The organism is Rhizobium sp. PL01 (genome assembly GCF_033447125.1).
GTDB lineage: Bacteria > Pseudomonadota > Alphaproteobacteria > Rhizobiales > Rhizobiaceae > Pararhizobium.
Window position 1 is genome coordinate 21,129 of sequence record NZ_JAWQUM010000020.1, and the last position, 24,633, is coordinate 45,761.

The 24,633-nt window shown below is 59.2% G+C and carries 23 protein-coding genes; 5 read left to right on the forward strand and 18 right to left on the reverse strand.

Annotated elements, in window-relative coordinates; translation table 11 throughout:
- Positions 1–6: 6 nt before the first annotated feature.
- The 7 genes from R6X40_RS30760 to R6X40_RS30790 all read right to left on the reverse strand — a co-directional run bounded on the left by R6X40_RS30760 (position 7) and on the right by R6X40_RS30790 (position 8,472).
- Entirely contained in the window at positions 7–1,401 is a 1,395-nt protein-coding gene (locus R6X40_RS30760; RefSeq protein WP_412178502.1) for a M20 family metallopeptidase, read from the reverse strand.
- A gap of 168 nt (positions 1,402–1,569) precedes the next feature.
- Complete coding sequence (locus R6X40_RS30765; protein ID WP_318418911.1) at positions 1,570–3,114, reverse strand: ABC transporter substrate-binding protein; 1,545 nt, start codon at positions 3,112–3,114, stop codon at positions 1,570–1,572.
- A 24-nt stretch (positions 3,115–3,138) separates the two neighbouring features.
- A complete protein-coding gene (locus R6X40_RS30770) occupies positions 3,139–4,002 on the reverse strand; it encodes a serine hydrolase (RefSeq protein ID WP_318418913.1) in 864 nt (287 codons plus the stop codon).
- Between the two features lies 1 nt (position 4,003).
- A complete protein-coding gene (locus tag R6X40_RS30775) occupies positions 4,004–5,632 on the reverse strand; it encodes an ABC transporter ATP-binding protein (RefSeq protein WP_318418915.1) in 1,629 nt (542 codons plus the stop codon).
- Positions 5,629–6,447 carry an ABC transporter permease gene (locus R6X40_RS30780; protein WP_318418917.1) on the reverse strand — a complete coding sequence of 273 codons (819 nt, stop codon included), beginning with the start codon at positions 6,445–6,447 and terminating at the stop codon, positions 5,629–5,631. The genes R6X40_RS30775 and R6X40_RS30780 overlap by 4 nt, the downstream gene beginning before the upstream one ends.
- Complete coding sequence (locus R6X40_RS30785) at positions 6,444–7,388, reverse strand: ABC transporter permease (RefSeq protein WP_318418919.1); 945 nt, start codon at positions 7,386–7,388, stop codon at positions 6,444–6,446. Before R6X40_RS30785 ends, R6X40_RS30780 begins: the two co-directional genes overlap by 4 nt.
- Before the next feature lie 178 nt (positions 7,389–7,566).
- A complete protein-coding gene (locus R6X40_RS30790; RefSeq protein ID WP_318418969.1) occupies positions 7,567–8,472 on the reverse strand; it encodes a LysR family transcriptional regulator in 906 nt (301 codons plus the stop codon).
- Between the two features lie 638 nt (positions 8,473–9,110).
- Between R6X40_RS30790 and R6X40_RS31740 the strand changes: the two genes are divergently transcribed.
- From R6X40_RS31740 to R6X40_RS30800, 3 genes are all read left to right on the forward strand, one after another.
- On the forward strand, positions 9,111–9,233 hold the full coding sequence (locus R6X40_RS31740) for a Vps62-related protein (RefSeq protein ID WP_412178503.1): 123 nt from the start codon (positions 9,111–9,113) through the stop codon (positions 9,231–9,233).
- 260 nt (positions 9,234–9,493) lie between these two features.
- Positions 9,494–9,643 carry a hypothetical protein gene (locus tag R6X40_RS30795; protein ID WP_318418920.1) on the forward strand — a complete coding sequence of 50 codons (150 nt, stop codon included), beginning with the start codon at positions 9,494–9,496 and terminating at the stop codon, positions 9,641–9,643.
- A 209-nt stretch (positions 9,644–9,852) separates the two neighbouring features.
- Positions 9,853–10,005, forward strand: coding sequence for a hypothetical protein (locus R6X40_RS30800; protein ID WP_318418921.1), 153 nt, complete (start codon positions 9,853–9,855; stop codon positions 10,003–10,005).
- A 47-nt stretch (positions 10,006–10,052) separates the two neighbouring features.
- Here R6X40_RS30800 and R6X40_RS30805 read toward each other — a convergent pair whose 3' ends face one another.
- The 6 genes from R6X40_RS30805 to R6X40_RS30830 all read right to left on the reverse strand — a co-directional run bounded on the left by R6X40_RS30805 (position 10,053) and on the right by R6X40_RS30830 (position 16,919).
- Positions 10,053–11,261 (reverse strand): MFS transporter, encoded by a 1,209-nt coding sequence (locus R6X40_RS30805; RefSeq protein ID WP_318418922.1) that lies wholly within the window; start codon positions 11,259–11,261, stop codon positions 10,053–10,055.
- Between the two features lie 81 nt (positions 11,262–11,342).
- The gene (locus tag R6X40_RS30810; RefSeq protein ID WP_318418924.1) at positions 11,343–12,779 is read right to left on the reverse strand and encodes a M81 family metallopeptidase; all 1,437 of its coding nucleotides are present in this window, start codon (positions 12,777–12,779) and stop codon (positions 11,343–11,345) included.
- A 23-nt stretch (positions 12,780–12,802) separates the two neighbouring features.
- A complete protein-coding gene (locus R6X40_RS30815) occupies positions 12,803–14,722 on the reverse strand; it encodes a beta-N-acetylhexosaminidase (protein ID WP_318418926.1) in 1,920 nt (639 codons plus the stop codon).
- 17 nt (positions 14,723–14,739) lie between these two features.
- Positions 14,740–15,516 (reverse strand): SDR family oxidoreductase, encoded by a 777-nt coding sequence (locus R6X40_RS30820; RefSeq protein WP_318418928.1) that lies wholly within the window; start codon positions 15,514–15,516, stop codon positions 14,740–14,742.
- Between the two features lie 27 nt (positions 15,517–15,543).
- Positions 15,544–16,407, reverse strand: coding sequence for a MurR/RpiR family transcriptional regulator (locus R6X40_RS30825; RefSeq protein WP_318418929.1), 864 nt, complete (start codon positions 16,405–16,407; stop codon positions 15,544–15,546).
- A 122-nt stretch (positions 16,408–16,529) separates the two neighbouring features.
- On the reverse strand, positions 16,530–16,919 hold the full coding sequence (locus R6X40_RS30830) for a RidA family protein (protein WP_318418931.1): 390 nt from the start codon (positions 16,917–16,919) through the stop codon (positions 16,530–16,532).
- A gap of 114 nt (positions 16,920–17,033) precedes the next feature.
- Between R6X40_RS30830 and R6X40_RS30835 the strand changes: the two genes are divergently transcribed.
- Entirely contained in the window at positions 17,034–17,525 is a 492-nt protein-coding gene (locus R6X40_RS30835) for a hypothetical protein (protein ID WP_318418932.1), read from the forward strand.
- 23 nt (positions 17,526–17,548) lie between these two features.
- Positions 17,549–19,024: a M81 family metallopeptidase gene (locus tag R6X40_RS30840; protein WP_318418934.1), complete on the forward strand. Its 1,476-nt coding sequence runs from the start codon at positions 17,549–17,551 to the stop codon at positions 19,022–19,024.
- Positions 19,025–19,133: 109 nt separating this feature from the next.
- Here the strand turns inward: R6X40_RS30840 and R6X40_RS30845 are convergent, their stop codons facing one another.
- The 5 genes from R6X40_RS30845 to R6X40_RS30865 form a co-directional block, all read right to left on the reverse strand.
- Positions 19,134–20,267 carry a sn-glycerol-3-phosphate ABC transporter ATP-binding protein UgpC gene (locus R6X40_RS30845; protein ID WP_318418936.1) on the reverse strand — a complete coding sequence of 378 codons (1,134 nt, stop codon included), beginning with the start codon at positions 20,265–20,267 and terminating at the stop codon, positions 19,134–19,136.
- 111 nt (positions 20,268–20,378) lie between these two features.
- The gene (locus R6X40_RS30850; protein WP_318418971.1) at positions 20,379–21,569 is read right to left on the reverse strand and encodes an ABC transporter substrate-binding protein; all 1,191 of its coding nucleotides are present in this window, start codon (positions 21,567–21,569) and stop codon (positions 20,379–20,381) included.
- Positions 21,570–21,644: 75 nt separating this feature from the next.
- Positions 21,645–22,505: a carbohydrate ABC transporter permease gene (locus R6X40_RS30855; RefSeq protein ID WP_318418938.1), complete on the reverse strand. Its 861-nt coding sequence runs from the start codon at positions 22,503–22,505 to the stop codon at positions 21,645–21,647.
- Entirely contained in the window at positions 22,502–23,389 is an 888-nt protein-coding gene (locus tag R6X40_RS30860) for a sugar ABC transporter permease (RefSeq protein WP_318418939.1), read from the reverse strand. Before R6X40_RS30860 ends, R6X40_RS30855 begins: the two co-directional genes overlap by 4 nt.
- A 10-nt stretch (positions 23,390–23,399) precedes the next feature.
- Positions 23,400–24,557 (reverse strand): Gfo/Idh/MocA family oxidoreductase, encoded by a 1,158-nt coding sequence (locus tag R6X40_RS30865; RefSeq protein WP_318418941.1) that lies wholly within the window; start codon positions 24,555–24,557, stop codon positions 23,400–23,402.
- Between the last annotated feature and the right edge of the window lie 76 nt (positions 24,558–24,633).

The following is a 24,633-nucleotide window of genomic DNA, read 5'->3' on the forward strand; positions in this document are numbered from 1 at the left end:
GTTGGCTCAGTGCTGTCCCGGTTTGATGTCTTCCGGGATCGGGCAGACATAGGGCTGGCCGTCCATCTTGTCCTCCCACTCGGCCCTCGCCTCAAAACGAAGTTCCTCCGACATCACCAGATCGAGGCCGGTGGCGGCAAGCACCTTTGCCGCATGCACCATGGCCTTGTGTGCGGCCGGGCTTCGGCCCTGCGCGACGACCTGCCATGTGTGCGGGTTGGTGCCGATCGCCCAGGCGGGTGCCCAGCACTGCGCCGTCGGTGTTACCCGGCTAACGTCGCCGACATCGGTCGAACCGGCACGGAAATGTGACTGGCCCTCAAAGGCGCGCAAGCCCATGTGCAGCGCTGTCGAGCCGTCGATCTTGTCGTTGGAGAAAACGTCGTTCTTGATCTGATAGAGGCGAATGCTGCTTTTGACCGCCTCATCCGTAAGCGTGGCCTGGATCTTTTGTGCAAAGGCGATGTCGTCGTCATCGAACGGCACGGGACCGATTGCGACCATATTATCATGGATGGCGTTTTCAAGCGTCAGATTGGGGAGCAGATTGGTGGAGGCCGTATCGAAGATGGTCTCGACCGCGGTCTCCGTCATGGTGGCAGCCCCCTGCGCCACCTTGCCGACCCGCTCGGCAAGAGCCAGCGCTTGCGCCATTTCCGGCGCGCGGATCAGATAGAGCACTTCGGCCTTGGCCTGCACGACATTGGCCGCCCGGCCGCCAGCATCGGTGATAGCATAGTGGACACGGCAATCCTGCGGCATGTGTTCGCGCAGGAAATTGACGCCAACATTCATCAACTCGACCGCATCGAGCGCGGAACGGCCAAGATGAGCGCTGTTGGCGGCATGGGCGGCCACACCCTTGAACCGGTAATAAGTTTCGAGAACGGCCAGATTGTTGGTGGAGCGCACGCCATTGAAAGGTGCGGGGTGCCACGTCAGTGCCGCATCGACATCGGCGAAGGCACCAGCGCGCACCATGAAGGTCTTGCCCGACCCGCCCTCTTCTCCGGGGCAGCCATAATAACGGACCGTGCCAGGCAGGCCTTCGGCCTTGAGGTGCTGCGCAAGCGAAATCGCTGCGAGCAATGAGCCTGCCCCGAGCAGATTGTGGCCGCAGCCATGGCCAGTGCCATCAACTGACAAGGATTGGGGGGCATCGATGCCCGCTTCCTGGCTCATCCCGGCCAATGCATCGAACTCGCCAAGGAAGGCGATGATAGGTTTGCCGTTGCCGAACTCACCAATGAAAGCCGTTTCCATGCCGGCGATATTGCGCCGGACGGAAAAGCCGTTCTGCTCGAGCGTCCCGATCAGCAATGCGGAGGAGCGGTGTTCATCGAATTTCAGCTCTGCAAATTCCCAGATCTGATCGCTGAGAGCGGTAAATTTCGATGCCATACCGTCGATGGCAGCAGTCAGGGAAAGAAGAGAGGGTTTATCGGGCATTGGTATCCTCACATCCGCGCATTTTTTGGCGACGAAAATCCGGCCCGGCGGATCGCAACCCGCCGGTTTGGTTTACATTGAAAGAGAAGACTGACGCATCGCCGAAGCGGCGCGCTGAGCTTAGTCGTCGACAGACACTTCCCAGAGGCGGGCGTTGGACTGCCAGACCGGCTGGCCCTTCAGCGCCTTGGTTGCGCCCCAGACATCGACCATGTCGTAGAGAAAAATGCCCGGCATTTCCTGCAACATAAGTTCATGGAACTCGTCGAAGATCGCCTGACGCTTTTTCGGGTCGATCTCGGCATAGGCAGCTTTCAGCAGTTCGCGTGCCTTCGGATCGTCCCACATCAGTGATGCGTTCTTGTCCTTGTCGCCAACATAGAAGCTGTACATCAGCGCAGGATCGAGACGCGGTGTGACAGACTGCGAGATGATCTGGTACTTGCCCGAGCGGCGGCGATCGACCTGCGTTGCGTAATCAAGCACCTCGATCTGCACGTTGAGACCGATTTGCTGCAACATTGCCTGCGCCATGACGGCTGCCGGGAAGCTTGGCACGTTGCCGCGCTTGTTGGCGATGATGCTGATCGGCTCGCCCTTGTATCCAGAGGCGTCGAGTTCCTTCTTCGCGGCTTCCAGATCATACGGCAGGCGCTTCTTCTGCACGTCGCTGTAATAGACGGAATCCGACGAGATCATCGAGCCGTTCGCCTCGCCCGTTCCGTTCGAAGCGGCAGCAACCAGCTGGTCGAGATCGAGCGCCTGCGCCATCGCCCGGCGGATCGCCGGCTTGCTAAGCACCGGATCGCGGGTCTGGATGTAGAACAGGTTCTTGCCGTTGTTGCGGGCAATGATCAGCTGGGTGGTTTCGCTGTCCTTGAATTCCGGAATGAGATCCGGCGAGATCTCCGCCGTATCCAGCACGCCGGACTGCAAGCCAGCCTTGACCGTCGAGGCATCGGGGATAACCATGAACTTGATGCCATCCACCAGCGGCCGCTTCGATCCGACGACGCCATCCGGCTTGCCGTCGTTCTTTGGCGAGACATAACCGTCATACTTGGTCAGGTGAACGTATTCGCCCTTCTTCCACTCGTCCCACTGGAACGGGCCGGTGCCGATCGGCTTGTCGAACGTGCCGTCGGCGGCAACGGAATCTGGCGAGATGATGCCGGTGTAGCCGCATTCAGGGCGCGACATCAGGCCGAGAAAAACAGCTGAGGGAGTTTCGAGCGTCATTGTCACGGTTGAGGCGTCGGTGGCCTTGATACCGGTGACGTGGGCGGCGCCATTGCCGTCGAAATCCTTGAGGCAGGTCCATTTGGTCGAAGGATCCATGTAGCGGTTCCAGTTCCAGACGACGTCTTCGGCGGTCAGAGCCTTGCCGTTGTGGAACTTCACGTCACCGCGCAGCTTGAACGTATAGCTCAGACCATCCGGCGCCATGTCAACGCTTTCCGCCAGGAGCGGCTTGACCTCGCCGTTGTTGGCGTAACCAACCAAGCCTTCGACCATATGAAGGATGATGCTGTCAGTGTTGCCATCCCGGTTGACGCCAGGATTGCTGCTGCGCAGATCGGAGCTTTGCGCCACGACGATATCGCGGGCGGTGGCGGTACCGGCGAGTGCCACCAGCATTGTGCTGGCAAGGAGAATTGTCTTCATTGTTCTACCCTCTTTTTTGATTGGTTATGACTGGAATTCATCCCAGCAGGCGCGCGACAGCCTGCCGATGGTTTCAAGCGACATCGTGTATCCGGGCGTGCCGTCCGGCATCGCCTGAGGCACCTGGTCGGTATAGGCGGCGATGATGTAGAACGGCGCCCCTTCGCGATAGACAACGCCGGCATCCATGCGGCCGCGCTTGCCACGTCCACCCTTGCTTGCCACCTTGGTTTCGAATGGCAGGCGCGAATGAATGCCGTAGCGCAGAACCTGGTTCTTCAGCGTCTGCAGGGCATATTGGCAAAGCTCTGTGGGGCAGCCCAGCGCGGCAGCGGCGGCACTTGAGGTCTGCGCATCGAGGATGGTCTGCAGGAGCATGACCTGATCGCTTGCCGTCGTCGTCGTTACCGCGCCGAGCGCGTGATCCGGCGACAGCGCCAGCGGCGGGATAAGGAAACGGTGGTGCGTGCCGCCCATGCCGATCGATTTGCAGTAGAGATCGACCTCTTCCAGCGTCAGCCGCTCGAACACCATCTTGGTGCACACATTGTCGCTCAGCACCATCATGCCGGTGATCGCATCGCGGAGCGAAATGACGATACCTGGCGTGAGGTAACGGAAGATGCCGCTCGCCACTTCTTCGGCAAAGCGCTCTTCGTAGACAATCTGTTCGTTGAGATCGAGACGCCCTTCGCCGACGGCCTTCAGCGCCGCCATCATGATCGATGTTTTGCGCGTGCTGGCGGACGGCGTTTCCTCGTCGGCGCCACGGCCAAAGGTTTCGCCGGTCAAAAGATTGCGAACGCAATAGCGGGTGACGAAGATCTGCGCATCGCAGATCGCGTTCAGCCGCTCGGCCACCTTGCTCGAAGTCGTCATCGTATTCATATCAGGCCTCCAGACGCCATTTCAGTTGGACCCCGCCGGTCTCGTTGAGATCGAGTGCGGGGATGGCCGAAAGAAGACGCCGCGTGTACGCCTCCTTCGGCTTGTCGAAGATCGTGTTGCGGTCGCCCTGTTCGATGATGCGGCCGTCCTGCATGACGATGACGCGATCGGCCACCTGCTCGACGACACCGAGGTCGTGGCTGATGAACAGGCACGAAAAGCCGTAGCGCTTCTGCAAATCGGAAAAGAGCGTCAGCACTTGCGCCCGTACAGTGACATCGAGCGCGGAGACCGGCTCATCGGCGATCAGGAATTTGGGCCGCCGGGCGATCGCCCGGGCGATCGCGACGCGCTGGCGCTGGCCGCCGGACAGTTCGTGCGGATAACGCAGCGCGTATTCGGTGCCCAGCCCGACCTCCTCCAGCGTTTCATAGGCGCGCTTTTTCTTGGCAGCCCGGTCGATATCCGGCACCAACCGTAGGGCTTCCTCGACCAGCGAAAGGATCGTCATACGTGGATCGAGGGAGGAATAGGGATCCTGGAAAACCATCTGGCAGTTCAGCCGGTAATCCCGCCAGTCTGCCGAGCGTTCACGGCCTTGAAAGAGGATGTCGCCAGCGCTCTGGTTCACCAGCCCCGCGATGGTTCGGCCGAGCGTTGTCTTTCCCGAGCCGGATCCACCCACCAGCGCCACCACTTCGCCGGCGTGGATATCGACGCTGACGCCATGCAGCGCCCGTTTCGGCGCGCCCTTCTTGAACAGGGATTTTCGGCCGGGATAATCGACGACGATGTTGCGCGCCGAAATCATCGGCGCCGAGACCGTATCGATGGTCCGGACTTCACCACGGATCGGCAGCGACGAAAGCAGCTTGCGCGTATAGGGATGCTGCGGCTTTTCGAGGATCTGCTCGGTCGTTCCCTGTTCGACCAGCGAGCCCTTCTCCATCACCACGATACGGCTGGTATAACGCGCCACCATCGGCAGATCGTGACTGATCAGGAGAACGGCCGTGCCTTCCGCCTTGGTCAGCTCGACCATCAATTCCATCACGTCGCGCTGGATGACTGCGTCGAGCGCTGTAGTCGGTTCGTCGGCGATCAACAGCGCTGGCTTCAACAGCATGACGGAGGCGAGCATGATACGCTGGCGCATGCCGCCGGAAAACTCGTGCGGATAGGCCGAAAGGGCTCCTTCTGGATCGCGGATACCGACGCGCTGGAGCATGGCAAGGATGCGTTCGCGCCGGATGGCCGCCGGCATGTTGGTATGGAGCGTCAACCCCTCTTCCAATTGTTTGCCGATGGTCATCGACGGATTGAGCGAGGTCATCGGCTCCTGGAACACCAGTCCGATTTCGCCGCCGCGCAATTCACGAAGCCCCGCTTCGCTCATCGACAGGACATCGCGCCCCTTGAAGGTCACCTTGCCGCCCGTCACCTTGATGGCGGGGGGAAGAAGCGAAATGATCGCGCGTGTCGCCAATGATTTGCCGGAACCGCTTTCGCCGACGATGCCGAAAATCTCGCCGGGATCGATGTCGAAGCTGACTTTCTTCACGACCTCGACGCCGCGTTGTGCGACCTCGAGCGACAGATCGCGAACGCTAAGTAGTCTTTCCTGTGTCATTTCAGACCTCGCATGCGGGGATCGAGTTTGTCGCGGAGCGCGTCGCCGAGAAGATTGATGCCGAGCAACGTCAGAGCGATGCAGAGACCAGGGAAGAGGCCAAGCCAGACGGCCTGTTCGATGAACGGCCGGCCGGCCGCCAGCATGTTGCCCCAGGTGGGTGCCGGTGGCGGTACGCCGAGACCGAGGAAGCTCAGCGCACTCTCTGACAGGATCGCCCAGCCGAACATCGACGTGGAAAGAACGGTGATCGGCGCCAGGCAATTCGGCAGGATATGGCGCAGCATCGTGAAGAGTTCGCTGTTGCCCATGATCTTTGAAGCTTCGATGAATTCACGTTCGCGCAGCGACAGCACGGCGCCGCGAACGACACGTGCCATCGACGGCGTATAGGCGATGCCGAGTGCGAAGATGATGCCGTACTGGTTTGCCCCGAAGACCGCGAGCAGGCCGAGCGCCAAGAGGATGCCGGGGAAAGCCAGAAGCGCATTGTTGATAGCCATGATCACGGCATCGACCCAACCCCGCGAATAGCCGCTGACCAGACCGATCGCCGTGCCGGCAATCGCGGCAAGCGAGACCGTGAGGGCGCCGATCCAGACACTGGCGCGGGCGCCGACCATGATGCGGCTCAGGACATCGCGGCCGAACTCGTCGGTTCCGAGCCAGTGCTCCGCGCTCGGCGCGGCAAGGCGGGCGGTGAAGCTGAGCTTCATCGGGTCGAATGGTGTCCAGAACAGGCCGAGGACTGCGACGGCCAGCAGAAGGGCAATCAGGACGCTGCCGATAAGGCCGTTGAATGTATAGTTTTTCATTCGGCCACCACGCGCGGATCGAAGAGGGGATAGAGCAGGTCGACGATCAGATTGACGAGCACATAGGACAAGGCGACGAACAGCAGGCAGCCCTGGATGACTGGGTAATCACGCTGGAAAATGCTATCGACCATCAGGCGGCCAAGGCCCGGAATGGTGAAGACTGTTTCGATGACAGCAATGCCGCCGAGCAGGTTGCCGAGGATCAGGCCGATCATCGTCCATGTCGGTCCAAAGGCGTTCTTGAAGGCGTGCTTCCAGAGAACGGCGCTTTCGGACAGCCCTTTCGCCCGGGCATGGGTGATGTAATCGAGCCGGAGCACTTCCAGCGTCGAAGCGCGCGCCATGCGGATCAGCACGCCCATTTCGTGGATGACCAGCGTCATCACCGGCAGCACCAGATAGAGCAGTCCGCCGACGAGATTGTCGCCGATCGAGACGTAGCCGAGCACCGGCAGCCAGCCGAGCTTCAGGCCGAAAAACAAAAGCAGTAAAAGACCGAGCCAGAAAGTCGGGATCGACAGAAGCACAGTCGCGGTACCAACGAGGGCAAGGTCGGTCAGGCTGTTCTGACGCCAGGCGGCGATCACGCCGGCCGGTACGGCAATCAGGCTGGCCAGAAGCACGGCGACCAGCACGATCTGGGCACTGACCGCAAAATGTGAGACGACGAGTTTCAGCACCGGTTCGTCGCTGACGATCGACCGGCCGAAATCGCCGGTCAGGACGTTTCCGCTCCAAATCAGGAATTGCTCAGGCATCGACTTGTCGAGGCCGAGTTCGGAACGCATCTGTGCGATCTGCTCCGGCTGTGCCATGTCGCCCAACATCAATGCCGCCGGGTCACCTGGAATCAAGCGGATTAGCGCAAACACCGTGATCGAAACGATCACGACTGTCGGCAACGCCATGAACAGGCGGTTTAAAATAAATCTGAGCATCGGTTCCCCTGAACACGATTGGATGCGGGATCGCTGCCGTTGGCCGGCTTGTTTGTGACGGAACTATGATTGTTTTGCCAAATATGCGCAATATTATGCGGTTTTGTCATAGACCTATGCAGATGGCGAGTGCCCTGCACGGTGCCAGATATTCGAAAAGCGTAAACGGCAAAATAGCTTAGCGCGGATCTTGCGATAGTGCGATCTGGCGCTTCAGCGCATCCATCAAAGCTTGCGCAGCCAGGGAAGGCGGAACGGTTGTGGGCTTTGCGAGGCCGAATTCCTGCGTGGAGACCGGGATGAACGGCCGTTGGACGATTCGCAGATGCCGGTAGAGATTGGCGTAGAAGCTACTGATGATGCCGACGCCAAGACCGTGGGCGGCATAGGCGCAGGCCGAACTGTTGGTGTGGGTCTCGATCTTGACGTTTTGCTTCACCCCCGCCCGCTTGAATGTCTGGTCGAGCAGCATACGTGTCGGCCGTTGGCGGCCGATCAGGATCAGCGGGATATTACGCAGATCCTTCGGGGTGATTTCCTTGAGTTCCGCCAAGACATGGTTTTCCGGGATGACGCAGACGCTGACACCACTTGCCACCGGCTCCATTTCGATGGCCGGCCCCACCTCCCCCTCGTAGCGCAGAAAGCCGAAGTCGATCACCCGCTGTTCGACCAGCCGGGTGATAGCTGTCGTCGTTTCGAAAAAGGTCTCGATGCGGACACTGGGGAATTCCCGGGTGTAATCCATCAGCATCGCCGGAGCGAAATCCTCCCACATGCTGCTCGGCAGACCGATACGGACCACCTCGGGTCCTGCAGCGCCGCTGCGCAGGTCTTCCGCGAGGCCGGAAAAGCGGTTCAGACCCAGCAGGATATTTTCGGCGTCGCGGGCAAGAATGCTTGCTTCCGGCGTCGGGATCAGCCGCCCTTTGTCGCGGGCGAACAGATTGAGCGATAGGTCAGATTCCAGTTGCGCGAGCAGACGGCTGACGCCGGACTGGCTCAATCCCATGCTCTTGGCGGTCGCGATCGTCGATCCCGTCGCGAGCAGGGTCTTGAGCACTTCGAGTTGCCGAAAATTGATCATACCCCTGCCCTTCGTCACGAAATTAATATTGCCATCTCGATGGGTACCGCCTGCACGCCGTAAAAGCAAAAGGCATCCCGGTCTGACCCACGGTGCAAGCGGGAATGATGTGCCGGGACACAGATCGCCGAACGAGTACCGAGATCGGCGAAGCAGATTTCTGTCATTTGGACAAGGAAAGGAAACTTCGTGAATGGCCCAAAACGAACGTTTTAAGTTGTCGTTTTGTGGGGTGCGCAACCAATGCAAGACGTAAAGATTCTATCGGAGGCTGTTATGTATAGTGTAATTTCACAGTCATTACGGACTATGTATGCGATGCCAACGGCACAAGCCGTTGCCTTCGGATCACTGAAGCTGATGTTCACCGATCTCTTTGATTATCGCTTGAATGACGCCGGCAGTGGTGGTGATTACGATCTCGGTTTCTAAAAACCGCGTGCCCCTGCCGACGGCTTCCGGTCTCTCGGCAGCATCGGTGTCAAGGGATATGATGGTCCGAACAATCGCCATCGGGCTTTATCTACCGCTGCGATCGAAGACGACCCAGTGGCGTTCGGTCGCCAATCGATTATGAGTGGGTCTGGGACGATGCAGGCTCAGTCGCAGACGAAGACGGCGCATGCTAGCGGCCTATTGCGCCTGAGGGCTATTCTGCACTCGGCGATGTATTTTTAACGACACACTGGAAACCGTCGCTGGAGGATGTTGGGTGCATGCGCTCCGATCTCGTTGGAGATGGTGTCGTCGATGAATGAATCTGGGACGGCGCGGGCACCGGTTCTGACGACGATTTCACCGCCTGGACCGTCTCGCCGATGGGCGGCTTCATCAGCGAAATACACATTCTGATTGCGCCGAACACTTTCTTTGGTGTCGGCAATCACGACAGGCCATCTGCAGTCGCCAAAGGTCTAAAACTTAATCCCCAACCGAATAGACTTACACCCCGCCTGTTCAGTCGCTTCCAAGCCGGGCGAAACCTGAACAGGAATCAACTTCGATTTGGGATCGGAAGGTGACGCTTCCGTTTACTGCGATCGTCGACGCGCACTACGACGTGGCATGGAAGGTCGCAAACTCGCCCTTCTATGTTCTGGAGCGCTGGATCAATTTCGAACTTGCCGCGTTCGATGACAATGGATTGAAAATGCCGCACGAGATCTAAGGGAGTGTTGAAGCGGGTGTTTCCCAGCAGCAGATCGACACGTTTAGTCACGAGGTAGGGATTAGCGTCGGCTACGAGAGCGGTGTCAAGGCGGGTATCATTGGACGCTTTCCTACAAGTTCGGCTATCAAAGTGCCACCCAGATCGACAGTTTCCGCAGCCACCGCATCACCACGAAACTGGTTACCGCTGCCAATCACGACGCCGCAATGTGGGCGCCACGGCATGCCTTCCAGCGTGTCCGCCGCGATAACGGCAAAGTGTCGGAACCGTTGGTGCTGGATGATAATGTCCCGGACTTCTACGTCCGGCAATTCCCGGCGCCTGCGGGCACCAAGCCGCTGCGTGTCCGCGGCCAGTAATCACATGTGACGGGCGGCGGCATCGCCGCTTCCCGTCTCACGTGAGATCAGGACTTGGCCTTCGTGCCCCGGCCATCGAGATAAAGCATCAGGCCAAGACCACATGTGCCGGCGAGCGCGCCGAGCATCGAGGTGCCGGAATAATCGCTGAAACGGGTACCGATTGCGAACAGGATGGCGCTCAGCCCACCGCTTAGAAACAGGTTCACCGAGATGAGCGAACTGCCCAGGCCCGGACGATCGGCGATGAGATCTTGAATGTAAGTGATCGGAATGCTGATAAGGGCGGCGGCGGCAAAGGCGCTGAGCAGCGTCAAGGCATAGACATGCCATGGCGCGGAGGCGAGGCCCAGGAGTGTGAGGTAAACAGCATAAAGCCCCGCACTGATTGCCAGTGCCGTCACTGCGCGCATGTGAACCTGGATGCGAGCCCAAACGAAGATGAACACGACCTCGAGAAACGCGACGATACCGACGATCACGCCGATATCCGTCAAAGTGCCGCCAGCGGCACCGGTAATGATCAGCGGCTGGACTGCCGCGTTGACATGCAGGGTCGAGGTGATCAGCGAGATCGCCATCAGACGGACGAAGACGCTTGGCGCGAGAACTTCGCCGAAAGATGCGAGATAGGAATGGCGATGGCTTTTTGCGGGTGGCGGACCATTCGCGGCCGGCAATTTGAAGAAGACCAGCGCCAGATTGACGATACAGCCCAGGCAGGCGAGCAAATACGCTGGAAGCATGCTGCCGCGCCCGACCAGAACCAGAGCCACGAGACCTGGCACCAGCACCCAGGCAACCGAGATCGCCGCACGCACGCCGGAATTGATTGCTGCCGCATCGCGTCCGCCCTCTGCATTGGCAATGGCGCGGACATTGGCGAATAGCAGAGACGTCATCGAATTATAGACCGGCAACATGACCAGCGTGCAGAAGACGAAGCTGGCAGGAACCGGCACCGCATAAACGAGCCCGTAACCGAACACGCCGAACGACATAACGGTCATCAGCAGGATCCGGTAGTTGCCGATCCGGTCGGCGAGCACGCCGACCCACAGGCTGACGATGACGTTGACGGCTGCCGCCGCGAAAATCAGGATGGAATAAAAGCCATTGCTCAAGCCTAGCTCGGTGATGCCGATCACCGACTGATACGGTGCCGTCGCAGCCCCGGTGAAGCCGAACATAAAGATCGCAATCATGCTCAGCCGGACCACAGGGTGGCGGAAGGCGATCGACAGCGTGGATGTCATGATGAATGCACCGGAAAGGAGGTCAAAGGCCGTCCGGAGGTTCCAGACGAAAATGCATGGGCCGCGTGCGCTAGACTGGCGTCATTCCTGCCAACGCGCCGATAATTTTGCTGCTGGCGCATAGTCGAAATCGCGGTCGAAGGGAAAGACTGGCCTCGCCCTGCGATGGCTCGCCAGATTGGCGATGTCCTGATTGACGACGCCATCGGTTAGCGCCATCAGGTTCGGATTGGCGATCGGCGCCAGTTCCGGCGACAGATAGCCGGATTTGACCACCAGCAGCCGCACAGCCTTGGGATCGAGCCCCAGCTGCCGGAAATCCTCGAGATTGTGATAGGGACGCCGGCGCGCGGCCAACACGATCGTTATGCCGCCAACGCTGACGACCGCCTGACGGTCTGCTGCAACATTGCTGTCGTTGAGGCGCAAGACAGTGGCCGTGACATCGGCCGGAGTACTGGCCGGGTCCAGACTGCCGCCGATCCGAATGGCAAGTGAAGCCCCCTCTCCCGCAGCGAAGCAGGCGTCCACGGCCGGGCGGTCGGTAATCCCGGCAAGAAGTGCTCCCTGCCAATCCCGGGCAATCAGCGCTCGCAGCACGTCGGCACGGTCGCCGACCCCGCCGCCGGTCGGATTATCGGCGGAATCAGCGAGAATGACCGGGGACGTCCCGGTCGCTGCAGCAATATCCAGCATTTCTTCCAGCGGTCCCGTCACCGGGCCAAACCCAAATTTTTCACGCGCATTCCAATATTGCTGCGCGATGTCCTCGGCGGCCTTCGATGCGCTTGCCTTGTCGGTTCCTGTCACGACGGCACACGCGGTTGCCCGCGGCTCATCGGCCCAGACATAGCCGATCATCAGGTTGGCATCGAGAATTCCCGGCTGGGCATCGAATGCCGGAAGGCTGAGATAGATGGACTTGGCTGGCTCATCCTCTGTCGAGGTGCATTCGCCGGGCAGCAGAAGCGGGACCTTGGCCCAGGCGACACCGGGGCGAATACCGGTCCGCAGTGTCTCTACCAGCATCGACCATGCCCGCACCATGGTTTCGCGCACATCGATATGCGGCGCGGTGCGATAAGCCGCAAAGATATCGAGCTGATCGATGATCCTCTGGCTGACATTGCCATGAAGATCATAGCTTGCCGCGATTGGGCAATCTGGCCCAACGACCGTGCGTGCCGCGGAAATCCAGTCTCCCTCGGCGTCGTCCATGCCTTCGACATTGATCGCGCCATGCATGGCCAGATAGAGACCATCAAGCGGCAAGGCAGCTTTCAGCTTTGCAAGGAATTCCTCCTTGAACGCATCGTACGCCACACGCGATACCGGGCCGCCCGGCACGGCCCGGGCATGCAGCAGCGGTACGTGTTCTATCCCGCCGGCATCGAGAAAATTGAAATACTCGGCGCCGAGTAGACCAGCATCGCGCAGCACGCGAAAATCCTCGACGGCCATCAGGACCGGCGAATAGGTGCTGCATTCGGTATGAATACCACCAACGGCGATGCGCATTGTTTTCCCCATGATATCAGCGGTTACAGTTTCGGGCTAAGACCGACAATGGCCGCAAAGCGCAGCCAGTTCTTTTCATTTTTCGGCGTCCACGCTGCTTCGGCAATTGCGGGAAGACGCGGGAAGACCAGACGATTGAAATAGCTGCGCGACAGATAGTGCTCGCACCAGATGCAGGCCTGCACGCCCTTCATCCGATCTTTCAGCTCGTCGGGGAAATCACCTTCGGCTTCATAACCGTAGGTATGAGCTGGTGGCACGGTACCGGCCCAGCTGGCGCCCGGCTCTTGCCATTCCTCACCCTGCACCATGTCGAGATAATAGGCCTGCCCCGGCGTCATCACGACGTCGTAGCCCTGTCGGGCAAGCTCGATGCCCACCTGGGGCTTCTCCCAAGCCATCAGCAATGTTTCCGCAGTATCAACACCACCACCATGGGCGACCTCGTTCCAGCCGGCCAGCTTTTTGCCGCGCTTGGTCAGCATCTCCTTCAGCCGCTTCAGGAAATAGGACTGCAGCTCGAACGTGCCTTGAATCCCTTCCTTCTCCATCAGCTTGCGGGCCAACGGTGAAGCAAGCCAGGCTCCATTCGCGACTTCGTCGCCGCCGATATGGATATAGCTGGACGGGAAGAGCTCAATCATTTCATCGAAGACTTTCCCCAGAAACTCATAGGTGAACGGCACGGCCGGGTTGAGCGCGTTGTTCGGATAACCCTGCACCGAATGATAACTCTCCGGTGCCTCCTGGCCATCCGACAGATCGCGCAGTGCGACGAGGGTTGCCGAGTTGTGGCCGGGGACATCGATCTCCGGGATGATCTCGACATTCAGCGTCAGTGCGTGCGCGACGAGCGTGCGAACGTCGTCCTGGCTATAGAACCCACCGACCGGCTCTACCCCGTTGCCGAGCTGCGGCAAGAGTGGGCCATCCGGGCTTCGCACGACGCCAACCGTGGTCAGCTCCGGATAGGCCTTGATCTCCAGCCGCCAGGCCTCATCGTCGGTCAGGTGCCAATGGAAGATGTTGAGCTTGAGCCAGGCGAGGATATCAACCAGCCGCGTCAGATCGGCGACCGGATAAAATTGGCGGGAGACATCGAGATGGCAACCGCGCCAGCTGTAGCGTGGCTCATCCGAAATCGTGCCGGATGCCGGAAAACGGAATTTTCCCGGCTCGCGGCGGGCGCCATTCAGCAGTTGCGCCAGCGATGTCAAAGCGTACTGCCGGCCAGCGGCCCCGCCATAGCTGAGCCTGACCGCCTCCGACGAAAACGTCAGTGCATAGCCTTCCGCCGCAAGACTGGTATCCAGCGCCAGATGTAGCGCCCTGCCCTGGCTATTTGCCGTCAGGCTGAGCGGGGCATGGTCGGCTTCGAACAGGCGGTGGAACAGTCCAATCACCGCATCGATCGCCTTGAGGTCTTCCATGGAGGAGCCGGGGGCGGGATAGAGGCAAACCGGAAAGGTGTCGCCGGGCTTCGCATCGATCTGGTGCGGCCACGGCTGCAGTGCAAACGGCAGGTCGAGCTTGCCTTCCGGCAAGAGCACTGGCGGCGGCTCGCTGGTCCGGCCCTCCAGTAGGAGGTCAGAGACGGCGACCGGCACATGGCGGCCATCGGCGAGCGTCAGGTAGGCGGACTTGGCCCCATCGGTGCAGTGAACGGCCTTGCGATGCAGGCCGCTGACCGTGAAGGTCCAGGAGGCACCGGGTGCAAGCGTAAAACCTGCTGGTGGTGCAAACTCATGATAGTTGGCGTTCCGCTTGACGAAGACGGCGTTATCGCATGCCGTCTTGTCGATCACCCGCGTCAGCGAGGTGTAGATGATGGTGAAGCCTTCAATGGCAGTGTCCGACAGGTTGAACAGGTTGAAAACAAAGCGGCCATGCGGGCCACCCTGCGGATGCCACGCGCTTTCGAGACGATAGGACGCCGATTGCATGTCTGTTCCTCTGATGTCTAATAGTTTTCGGATTGGGAAAAGGTGCGGGCGAGCTCCGCCTGCCCTGCCGTCAGGCCGCAGTCGACCGGCAGGCAGACACCGGTGATGGCTGCGGCGAGCGCGCTGGCGAGAAAGCCGACGGCATTGGCCACGTCATCCGGATTGGCAATCCGTTGCAGCGGATACCAACGGCGTGCGTCCTCGAACACATTCGGATTGGCGGCAGCGCGAACTTCCCATGCCTGGGTGCGCACCGTTCCGGGCGAGACCGCGTTGGCGCGAATGCCGTACTTGCCATATTCGACGGCGATCAGTTTGGTCAGATGCAGGAGACCGGCCTTGGCGGCGCTATAGGCGGGATGACCGAAGACATTGGTGCCGTTGACCGAGGCGATGTTGATCAGCGAGCCTTGGCTCTTCTTCAACGCATCCTCGACGGCGCGAAAGCAGAGGAAAGCGGCCTCAAGGTTCAGGGCATTGTCCATGCGCCAGATTTCCGGCGTCGTGTCCTGCAGGCTGACAGCGCGCGCAGCACCGGCATTGTTGACCAGCGTGCGAACCGTACCAAGCTCCGCCGCCCGCGCCGCCATTGCGGCGACACTTGCGACATCGGTGATATCGCAAGCCATGGCAATGAATTTGCCGGGATTGCCAAGATCGGCCGCGGCTTTCTCGACAGCTGCGCCATCCAGATCAGGCATCAGCACAACGTCATGATCTTCGCCAAGGCGGCGGGCGATGGCCCGGCCAATGTCGCCTGCGGCTCCCGTTACGATTGCGACAGATGAAGTCATGACGGGTCCCTTGTGAACATGATGCAATCAATCCCCGAGAAGCTGGCGGTCGTCGCCGTCGCGATGAGCGACAAGCTGTTGCTTGATGCGCCGCAACGTCACGGTCGCCTGCGGCTGGATCTGGTAGGCGACAAGGCTGGCAAGGATATCGAGAAGTGCGACATAGGCGATGCGGGTCGATGTCGGGCGATAGATGTTGGTGCCTTCCGGCAGATCGACCGGTACGGTGATGTCGGCTGCGCGGGCAACCGGGCTACCGCTCTGCGTCAATGCGATTGTCGTGACCTTCTGGTCGCGGGCGAGCATGAAGGACCGGACCAGTTCGGCATTGCGCCCCGAGAACGACGATCCGATGACGACGTCGCCGGGCCGGGCAGCGGCGGCCATCATCATCTGCATGCTGTGATCGGAGCTTGCCGTGATGCGCAGCCCCAGACGGAACAGGCGGTTCTGCAGTTCGCTGGCGATCATCGAGGAGTTGCCGCCGGAACCGAACGCATAGATCATATTGGCGCTGGCCAGCTTTTCCGTCGCTTGTTCGATGGCCGCGAGATCGAGGCTGCGATGCAGCATGAACAGCGCATTCTGCGCTTTGGAGACGATATCCTGCGCCACGTCGGCCGGTTCGCGGCTCTTCGGCTCTGGCTTGAGGTAACGCATGCCGACATAGGCAGTGCGCGCCAGTTGTACCTTGAAGTCCGAAAAGCTGTCGCAGCCGAGCCGGCGACAGAAACGTGTGACGGTCGGCGGGGAAACATCGGCTTTGCCGGCCAGCTCGATGATCGAGGCATTCACCGCAAATTCGAAATCGGTCAGCAATATTTCGGCAATGCGGCTTTCTGCTTGCGAAAACTTGCCTTTTTCTTCCTGAAGCGTCGAGAAAATATCCATCAGAGTGTACCTTCAATGAAATCGCCAGGCTGCCCTGGAGAGGCTTCCTGAAACCGCGGCAATGCTGCGATCCGGCACACGATTCTCACCTGATGTCCACCCGTTCCCGTATTGCCTGAACCTTAGGAAGTCTTTTCCTTATAGGCGACGCAGTCGATCTCGACCTTGCAATCGACCATCATCGACGCCTGCACACAGGCCCGCGCTGGCGGATGTTCGCCAAAATAATCCTGATAGATTTTATTGAAGGTCCAGAAATCGCGGGGATCATCGAGCCAGACGCCGACGCGAACAATATGCTCCGGCCCATAATTGGCTTCCTTGAGGATAGCCAGCAGATTTGCGATCGTCTTGTGCGTCTGCGGAATGATGCCGCCTTCGATGATCTCGCCGTTTTCCATTGCAACCTGGCCCGACACATGCAGCCAGCCATTCGCCTCTACCGCGCGTGCAAACGGCAGCGGCTTTCCGCCTGCGCCCGTCTGTCCGGTGCCATAACGTGTAATGGACATTTGTCCCGTCCTTGCAAATTATTTTCTTGATCCGTTGACAAATGACCATAGAAAGCGGAATTTGACTAGAGAAAAACGCCATTTATGAAAATAATTTCAGTACACGGAGCAATCGTGCGCGATCCCTTCCGCAATCCCTTCCCTTCTTCCGATACCGCCCGTCACGCAATCTGGCAGATGCTGGTCGAGCGCGATATTGATGCCTTTCTTGCTGCCGACTGGTCGAAAGTCGCTGGCGATTTTGTCCAGGAGGGCTTCATCGGCATCGACGCCAAGCGCGAGATCAGCCCCGACAAATGGCGCCTGGCTTTTCCATCCTTGACGGCCTACCGCGACGAATGGTTGCGCCAGGCACAGGATTTTGCCCAGCAGTCTTTTGCCGAGGACACCCGCAACGCCATTTTCACCACCACGACGCTCGAAGACATCGAGATCGAAGGCGACATGGCACTCGTCCGCAAGAAGTTCGACGGCAGCCTGAAGAAGTCTGATGGCAGCGTCGATATTCTCAAGTGGCAGACATTGTATTACTGCCGTCTGTATCAGGGACATTGGAAAATCAGCGGTTTCACGGGATATCTGCCCAATCCGATGGGTGCGGCCTGAGCGGCAAGAACGAGGCAAAGGCATTGCGCATTTTCACCGCCGTCCTGGCGACAGAGACCAATACATTCTCACCGATCTGCGTCGATCGCCGCGCCTTCGAGGCGTCGCTCTATGCTCCACCTGGCGAGCATCCCGTAACACCGACGCTCTGTTCAGCGCCGATCACGGTCGGCCGTAGGCGTGCTGCGGAAATGGGCTTCGATCTGATCGAAGGTACGGCCACATGGGCCGACCCAGCCGGTCTGGTCAATCGTCTGACCTATGAGGGGTTGCGTGACGAAATTCTCGATCAGCTGCGCGCAGCGCTGCCGGTGGATGCCGTGGTGCTTGGTCTTCATGGCGCGATGGTTGCCGATGGCTATGAGGATACCGAGGGCGATTTCCTTGCGCGTGTCCGCGAGATTGTGGGCCCAGATATTCTCGTCTGCGCCGAACTTGACCCGCACAGCCACCTGACGGCCAAGCGCTGTGCGGCCGCGGATTTCTTCGTCTACTTTAAGGAATTTCCACATACGGATTTCGTCGATCGTGCCGAAGATCTATGGCGCATCGCGCTCGATACGCTGGCGGGCCGCGTCAAGCCGGTCATGTCAATGTTCGATTGCCGGATGATCGACGTCTACCCGACGTCGCGCGATCCGATGCGATCGTTCGTCGACAAGATCATGCGGATGGAAGCCGAGGACCCGGATATCCTGTCCATTTCCGTCATCCACGGCTTCATGGCCGGTGATGTCCCGGAAATGGGCACGAAAATGCTCGTCGTCACCGATGGCAAACCGGAAAAAGCTGCAACCCTCGCCCGCGAACTTGGTCTCGAACTGTTCTCCAAGCGCGGCACATTCATGATGCCGCAGATCGACGAAAAGCAGGCCGTTTCCCAGGCCCTGGCTGCAACAGCCGGACCGGTGGTGATCGCCGACGTCTGGGATAATCCCGGTGGTGGCACGGCGGGGGATGCGACGGTGCTTCTGGCCGAACTGCTGGCACAAGGCGTCAAGGATACAGCGGTCGGAACGATCTGGGACCCGATGGCGGTGCAGATCTGCATGGCAGCCGGTGAAGGTGCCGAGATCCAGCTGCGTTTCGGTGCGAAATCGGCGCCGGGAACCGGCAATCCGATCGATGGCATCGTCAAGATCGTCAAGCTGGTGCGCAACGCAGAAATGCGCTTCGGCGAGAGCTACGCTCCCTTCGGAGACGCCGCGCATATCCATCTCGACGGCATAGACATCATCCTGAACTCGACCCGGGCGCAAAGCTTCGACCCGAGCCTATTCTCGGTGATGGGCATCGACCCGACGTCGAAAAAGGTCCTGGTGATCAAGTCGACCAATCACTTCTACGCATCCTTCGCGCGCATCGCGTCAGAGATCCTCTATTGCTCGGCAGGAACGCCCTATCCTAACAATCCGGCCCGTACGCCTTACCGCCGGGCACCACGGAATATTTGGCCGATGGTGGACGATCCGCATGTGGTGGACACGGGAGTGGCGTGAATTCGCCGATTGAAATCCCCCATCAAACCTCAAACACCGAAATAGACAAAAGGGACGCGTTATCAGCGTCCCTTTTGCATTCCACGAAGTCTAGCAGATGGAAGCAGCGTTAACCGCCAGCGATTTTCAAAAGACCGACATCGATATCGGTGAGTTCCACACGGCGCTCCAGCGCGATGCCGGAAGCATCGAACAGGTGGCAATCTGCAGCCCCGATACCGATCGATACCGTTTCGTCGGTCCGGATCGGCGCACTGCCGGGTAGCATTGCGCAGAAGTTCTCGCTTTCGCCATCGAGCGACGCATAAGCGACAGTCTGGGCTCCGAGCCGTTCGATAACCGATGGTGTCAAGCTCATCGCCAGATCAGCCTTGCCGAACTGAATATGCTCCGGGCGAATACCGAGTGTCAGCGGCTGGCCGACGAGGTCGGCCCGGCCGTTGACGGGTATCGTTGCTGATTGTCCCCTGAATTCGATCTCGACACCGGCGTCGCTGACGGACTTGCAGGTGACAGGCAGCATATTCATCCGTGGATTGCCGATGAAGCCCGCGACGAACATGTTGGCTGGCTTGTGATAGAGCTCGAGCGGCGCTCCGGTCTGGGAAATTTCGCCTGCATTGAGCACGACGATCCGGTCTGCCATCGTCATCGCCTCGACCTGGTCGTGGGTGACGTAGATCATCGTCGCCTTCAACTGCTTGTGCAGTTTGGCCAGCTCGATGCGCATATCGGCGCGCAGCGCTGCGTCAAGGTTTGAGAGCGGCTCGTCAAACAGGAAGATTTTCGGTTCGCGTACGATCGCCCGGCCGATGGCGACGCGCTGGCGCTGGCCGCCGGACAATAAGCCGGGTTTCTGCTGCAGGCGCTGGTCGAGGTGAAGAATACGGGCTGCATTCTCCACTTTGGCTTTCAGCTTGTCTTCCGGCATCTTTTCGACGCGCAGCGGAAAGGCGATGTTCTCAAACACCGTCATGTGCGGATAGAGAGCATAGCTCTGGAACACCATGGCGATGCCGCGCTTGACGGGCGGCAGGTCATTGACGCGCTTGCCGTCGATCATGATATCGCCGGTGCTGGTCTCATCAAGACCGGCGATCATCCGAAGCAATGTCGATTTGCCGCAACCGGAAGGGCCGACGAAAACGACGAATTCGCCGTTCCGGACCTCCAGCTCGATGCTCTTCAGCACCTCGAATGTCCCGTAGAATTTCTGAACCTTGTTGAGATTGAGCTGTCCCAAGAAACTGTCTCCGGCCCCCGGCAAAAAAAGTGGCCCGTTCGTAGCAGAAAGGAGTGGACCGCGCCCCCGCATAATTTCTCTGAAATCATGCGGGGGCGCGGTCCGATGGTCTTACTTGTACTGCTCGAGGTCGGCAGCCGCCTTCTTCAGCGCGGCGGCCGGTTCAGCCTTGTCGGTCACGACGGCCTGGACCATTTCGATGATGACGTTCTGGAAGCCCTTATAGTCGGTGAAAAGGGGCTCCGGGCCGCCATAGGTGATGCCATCGATGAATGGCTTCCAATAGGGGTCCTTCTTGACGAATTCGTCGACCAACGGCGACGGACGCAGCGGGGTCAGGCCAGCACTGCCCTGCAATTCATACTCGCCCTGCGGACCCGGGGAGGTGATGAATTTCGCGAATTCGATTGCCTTCTCCTCAACGCCGGAACCCTTGAATATCGCAAGACTATCGGTGATCAGCAGTGTGCCTTCGCCCTTGGCAGATGGGCCGAGCGGCAACGGAGCAACGCCCCAGTTGACCTTGGTCTCCTTGAGGCGGACAGCGGCGCCGGAACCCGACTGCAGCATGCCGACCTTGCCATCGAGGAAGATGGCTCGCATTTCGTTCTGCTCGTAGGCCGTTGCACCTTCGACCGAATAAGGCGTGATGTCCTTATAGGCCTGAAGGGCCGCGAGAACCTCCGGGCTGTCGATGACGATCTTGTCGCCGTCGATGACCTTGCCATTATTGGTGTAAACCCAATGCATGAACTGATGCATGGTGTTGTCAAAAGTCTTGGCAGGCAGGCCATAACCTGGAATGCCGGTCTTTTCCTTGATCTGCTTGGCGAAGGCGATCTCTTCGGCCCAGGTCTTCGGTGGTGTTTCCGGGTCAAGGCCTGCCTGCTTGAACAGGTCCTTGTTCCAGTAGAGTGCCTTTGTCGAAAACGCGACCGGAACGCCCCACTGGTTATTGTCGAACGTGACGGTGTCGGCGATGTGCGGATAATAGCTCTTCTTTTCGTCTTCCGTCATCGGCACCGGAACGATCAGATCGTTCTGGGCGAATTCCTTCAACGTACGCGAGCCGACATAGGCCATGGCAACCGGGGTGCCGGCAACGGCAAGTGTTGTCGCCTTGTCCTGGCACTGCGCCCAGCCGACAACTTCAGGTGTCACCTTCCAGCCGGGGTTCTTTTCTTCCCACTGCTTGATGTATTTCTCGTGAACCGCGTCCATCGTGTCGCCGCAATAAATCCAGCTGATTTCCTGGTCAGCCGCGCGGGCGGTCATAGTGCCAAGCGCGGTCGAGCCGAGCATGGCAAGGGCGAGAATCCCCGTCTTGAGTTGAATTGTCACGTTTGAAGCTCCCGTTTCTCTGGTGGTTGATTGCTTTTATTGTTTCACCGCGCCAGCGGTCAGCCCGCTGACGAGATAGCGCTGTAGGAAGAAGATCACGATCATGGCCGGGGTGATGCCGACGAAGCTCGCCGCCATCAACTCGTTCCAGATCACTTCCTGCCGTCCGAAATAGGCAAACAGCCCAACCGGCAACGGCATGTATTCGGTCTTCGAGTTGAAGGTCAGCGCGAAGATGAATTGCTGTGCGTAGGCCCCGATGAAGGTCGTGATCGCTACGACGGTGATGCCGGGCATGGCGATGGGGAGGATGACCCGGCGCAGTGTATAAAGATGACTGGCGCCATCGACGAAAGCGGCCTCGTCCAGCTCGCGTGGAATGCGCGTCATGTAGGTGCGCAACAGCCAGATTGCCGACGGAATGAGGAAAGCAACCCCCGGTACGATCATGGAGAAATACGTGTTCAGCATACCGAATGTACGCATCAGGCGAAACAGCGGGATGAGCAGAACGGCGCCCGAAAACATGTTGACCGCCAAAAACGCGCCGAGCAAAAGGCCACTGCCGCGAAACTTGAACCGGGCGAATGCATAGGACGCCGGTATCACCAGCACGAGGACGATCGCGGTGACGATGCTCGAGATGAAGAACGAGTTGAAGACATAGCGGGCGAAGCCAGGAACACTCACCCACATCGTTCGATAAGCGGTAAACGACCCATTTTCCGGCCAAAACTTGTAGGGCGAGGAAAACAGCAGCCCGAGCGGTTTCAGCGATACCAGAAAGCCTTCGACGAACGGTGCCAGAATGAAGGTCAGGAAGATGAAGATACCGATATAAATGCTGATGAACTCATACCAGCGATAGCGGTTGATCATGGCGGGTTGCGTGCTCATCGATTGGATTCTCCCGCGGAAAGCCGGCTGGTTACCCGGAAATAAGCCAGGCAGAAGATCGACAGGAAGATGCAGATCAGCACGGCTCGGGCGGCACCTTCGCCGTATTTCTTCGACCCGATCGCGGTGCGGTAGGTATCGATGATCATCGTTGTCGTTTCGCCGTTCGGCCCGCCCTGGGTCAGGATCCAGATGATGTCGAAGGAATTGAACGTGGCGATCAGCGACAGCATCGACATGGTGATCAGGGAGGGAATGAGCAGCGGCAGGGTGATGCGACGGAAGCGGTAGAAGCGCCCGGCCCCATCGGTCCATGCAGCCTCGTAGAGGTCCTGCGGCACGGCCTGCATGGCTGCCAGCATATAGAGCGTCACCAGCGGCACGCCAATCCAGACGTCGGTGATGATCGTCGCCCAGAACGCGGTCGAACCACGGGCGAGGAAGGCAATAGGACCATCGATAATGCCCCAGTTCTGCAAGACACCGGAAATCATGCCGAACTGGCCGTTATACATCCAGCCCCACATGAAGATGCCGATGGCGATCGGCACGATCCATGGCGGCATGGTCAACACGCGAAACAAGGCCCTGCCAGGGACGGCGGCGTTCAGCATGCAGGCGCCGAACACCCCGATAATCATCTTGAGAGCGACTGAGAAGACGGTCCACACGAAGGTGCGAATGATGACCTCGGCAAAGGTGGTGTTGAAGATCTTCTCGTAGTTGATCCAACCGACCCAGTTGGTCGTCTTTTTCAACGATGCGTCGGTGAACGACAGGATGAACGTGTCCAAAAGCGGATAGGCAACAATCACGACGACGTAGAGAACAGCCGGCAGCAGGAGGATCCAGGCAAAGATGAGAGTGCTGCGTTGAACGTTCATCGCGCGCTCCTTAAGCCGCGCCGGAATGGAGCGCCTCGTCGAAGCGATCCCAGACCGGCCGTAGATCGACGACGGTACGCTTGCGGCGCGCCTCGTCCATGGACAGCGCCAGAATGCCCGCCTCTAGCGCATCGATCGTCGAGACTGGCAGTGCCCGCCCATCGCGAACATGGCCGATGATGTCGGTCGCCATCTGCTCGTCGGCACCGTAATGCTGCGACAGTGCTGTTGCCGCATATTTGTTCTCGACCACTTTCTTGCCGGTGAGCATCTCGTGGACGTCGAAATAGCCCCGGATGAAATCACCCTCTGCCATACCGCGCGAACCCATGATGCAGAAACGGCGGAATTGGTCGGGCACGTTCAAATTGGTATGGAAATTCATGCCGACGCCGTTGGCGTATTCGACGATCGCCACCTGATAGTCGATGATGTCGCCATCGCTGTCGAATACCTTGTCAGATCCCATCCAGCCGCTCGGCTTGCGATGGAAAAGTTCGAGATCGTTGATGCCTTCGCGGGCCGGATCGTTTTCAGGAGTGAAGCTCTTGCGGCCGCCGAAGCTTGCGACCCGCTCCGGCCGTGCGCCGACAATGCCATTGTAGAGATCGAGATCGTGGCAGCATTTTTCCAGCATGAAGCTGCCCGCATAGCGCTCGTAACGGCGCCAGTCGCGCATGAAAAAGGCGCCATGATAGGGCTCGATATGCTCGGACGCTTCGATTGATACGATCTGGCCCAGCGTGCCGGCAGCTTGTGCGGCGCGAAGGTCCCGGTACATTGGCGCATAACGCAGCACCAAACCGACCATCAGCCGTTCATGGCCGTATTTTGCCATCAAACGGGCGAGTTCGATGCTGTCTTCGACCGTGGATACGATCGGTTTTTCGCTGAAAACCTTCAGCCCGGATTCCAGGCCGATGCGAATATGATCGAGGTGCATATGATTGGGCGAGCCGATCATCAGGAGATCGAGCTTCTCGTTCGCAATTAGATCTTCGGGGGTTGCATAGGCGATACCGGCCGAGACGCCTTTTTCCAAAAGGCCAGGCAGACCGGCAGGGTTCGGATCGACATAACCGGCGATCTCGAAGCGTTCGTCCATGGCTTTGAAAACATAACCCAGGTAGCCCAGACGGAATCCGAGCCCGATGATGCCCACTCTCATTTTACTGGTATTCCCCGTTTATTGTCGTAATTTATTTTCTCAGACTGAGGCAGAATTTCAAACCCGTCAACCGGAA

Excerpts from the sequence above, each read along its gene's own strand:
- R6X40_RS30760 (WP_412178502.1), bottom strand. The coding sequence starts at position 1,401 with ATGGCATCGAAATTTACCGCTCTCAGCGATCAGATCTGGGAATTTGCA.
- R6X40_RS30765 (WP_318418911.1), bottom strand. The coding sequence starts at position 3,114 with ATGAAGACAATTCTCCTTGCCAGCACAATGCTGGTGGCACTCGCCGGT.
- R6X40_RS30770 (WP_318418913.1), bottom strand. The coding sequence starts at position 4,002 with ATGAATACGATGACGACTTCGAGCAAGGTGGCCGAGCGGCTGAACGCG.
- R6X40_RS30775 (WP_318418915.1), bottom strand. The coding sequence starts at position 5,632 with ATGACACAGGAAAGACTACTTAGCGTTCGCGATCTGTCGCTCGAGGTC.
- R6X40_RS30780 (WP_318418917.1), bottom strand. The coding sequence starts at position 6,447 with ATGAAAAACTATACATTCAACGGCCTTATCGGCAGCGTCCTGATTGCC.
- R6X40_RS30785 (WP_318418919.1), bottom strand. The coding sequence starts at position 7,388 with ATGCTCAGATTTATTTTAAACCGCCTGTTCATGGCGTTGCCGACAGTC.
- R6X40_RS30800 (WP_318418921.1), top strand. The coding sequence starts at position 9,853 with ATGTGGGCGCCACGGCATGCCTTCCAGCGTGTCCGCCGCGATAACGGC.
- R6X40_RS30805 (WP_318418922.1), bottom strand. The coding sequence starts at position 11,261 with ATGACATCCACGCTGTCGATCGCCTTCCGCCACCCTGTGGTCCGGCTG.
- R6X40_RS30810 (WP_318418924.1), bottom strand. The coding sequence starts at position 12,779 with ATGCGCATCGCCGTTGGTGGTATTCATACCGAATGCAGCACCTATTCG.
- R6X40_RS30815 (WP_318418926.1), bottom strand. The coding sequence starts at position 14,722 with ATGCAATCGGCGTCCTATCGTCTCGAAAGCGCGTGGCATCCGCAGGGT.
- R6X40_RS30820 (WP_318418928.1), bottom strand. The coding sequence starts at position 15,516 with ATGACTTCATCTGTCGCAATCGTAACGGGAGCCGCAGGCGACATTGGC.
- R6X40_RS30825 (WP_318418929.1), bottom strand. The coding sequence starts at position 16,407 with ATGGATATTTTCTCGACGCTTCAGGAAGAAAAAGGCAAGTTTTCGCAA.
- R6X40_RS30830 (WP_318418931.1), bottom strand. The coding sequence starts at position 16,919 with ATGTCCATTACACGTTATGGCACCGGACAGACGGGCGCAGGCGGAAAG.
- R6X40_RS30850 (WP_318418971.1), bottom strand. The coding sequence starts at position 21,569 with ATGCTCGGCTCGACCGCGCTTGGCACTATGACCGCCCGCGCGGCTGAC.
- R6X40_RS30855 (WP_318418938.1), bottom strand. The coding sequence starts at position 22,505 with ATGAGCACGCAACCCGCCATGATCAACCGCTATCGCTGGTATGAGTTC.
- R6X40_RS30860 (WP_318418939.1), bottom strand. The coding sequence starts at position 23,389 with ATGAACGTTCAACGCAGCACTCTCATCTTTGCCTGGATCCTCCTGCTG.
- R6X40_RS30865 (WP_318418941.1), bottom strand. The coding sequence starts at position 24,557 with ATGAGAGTGGGCATCATCGGGCTCGGATTCCGTCTGGGCTACCTGGGT.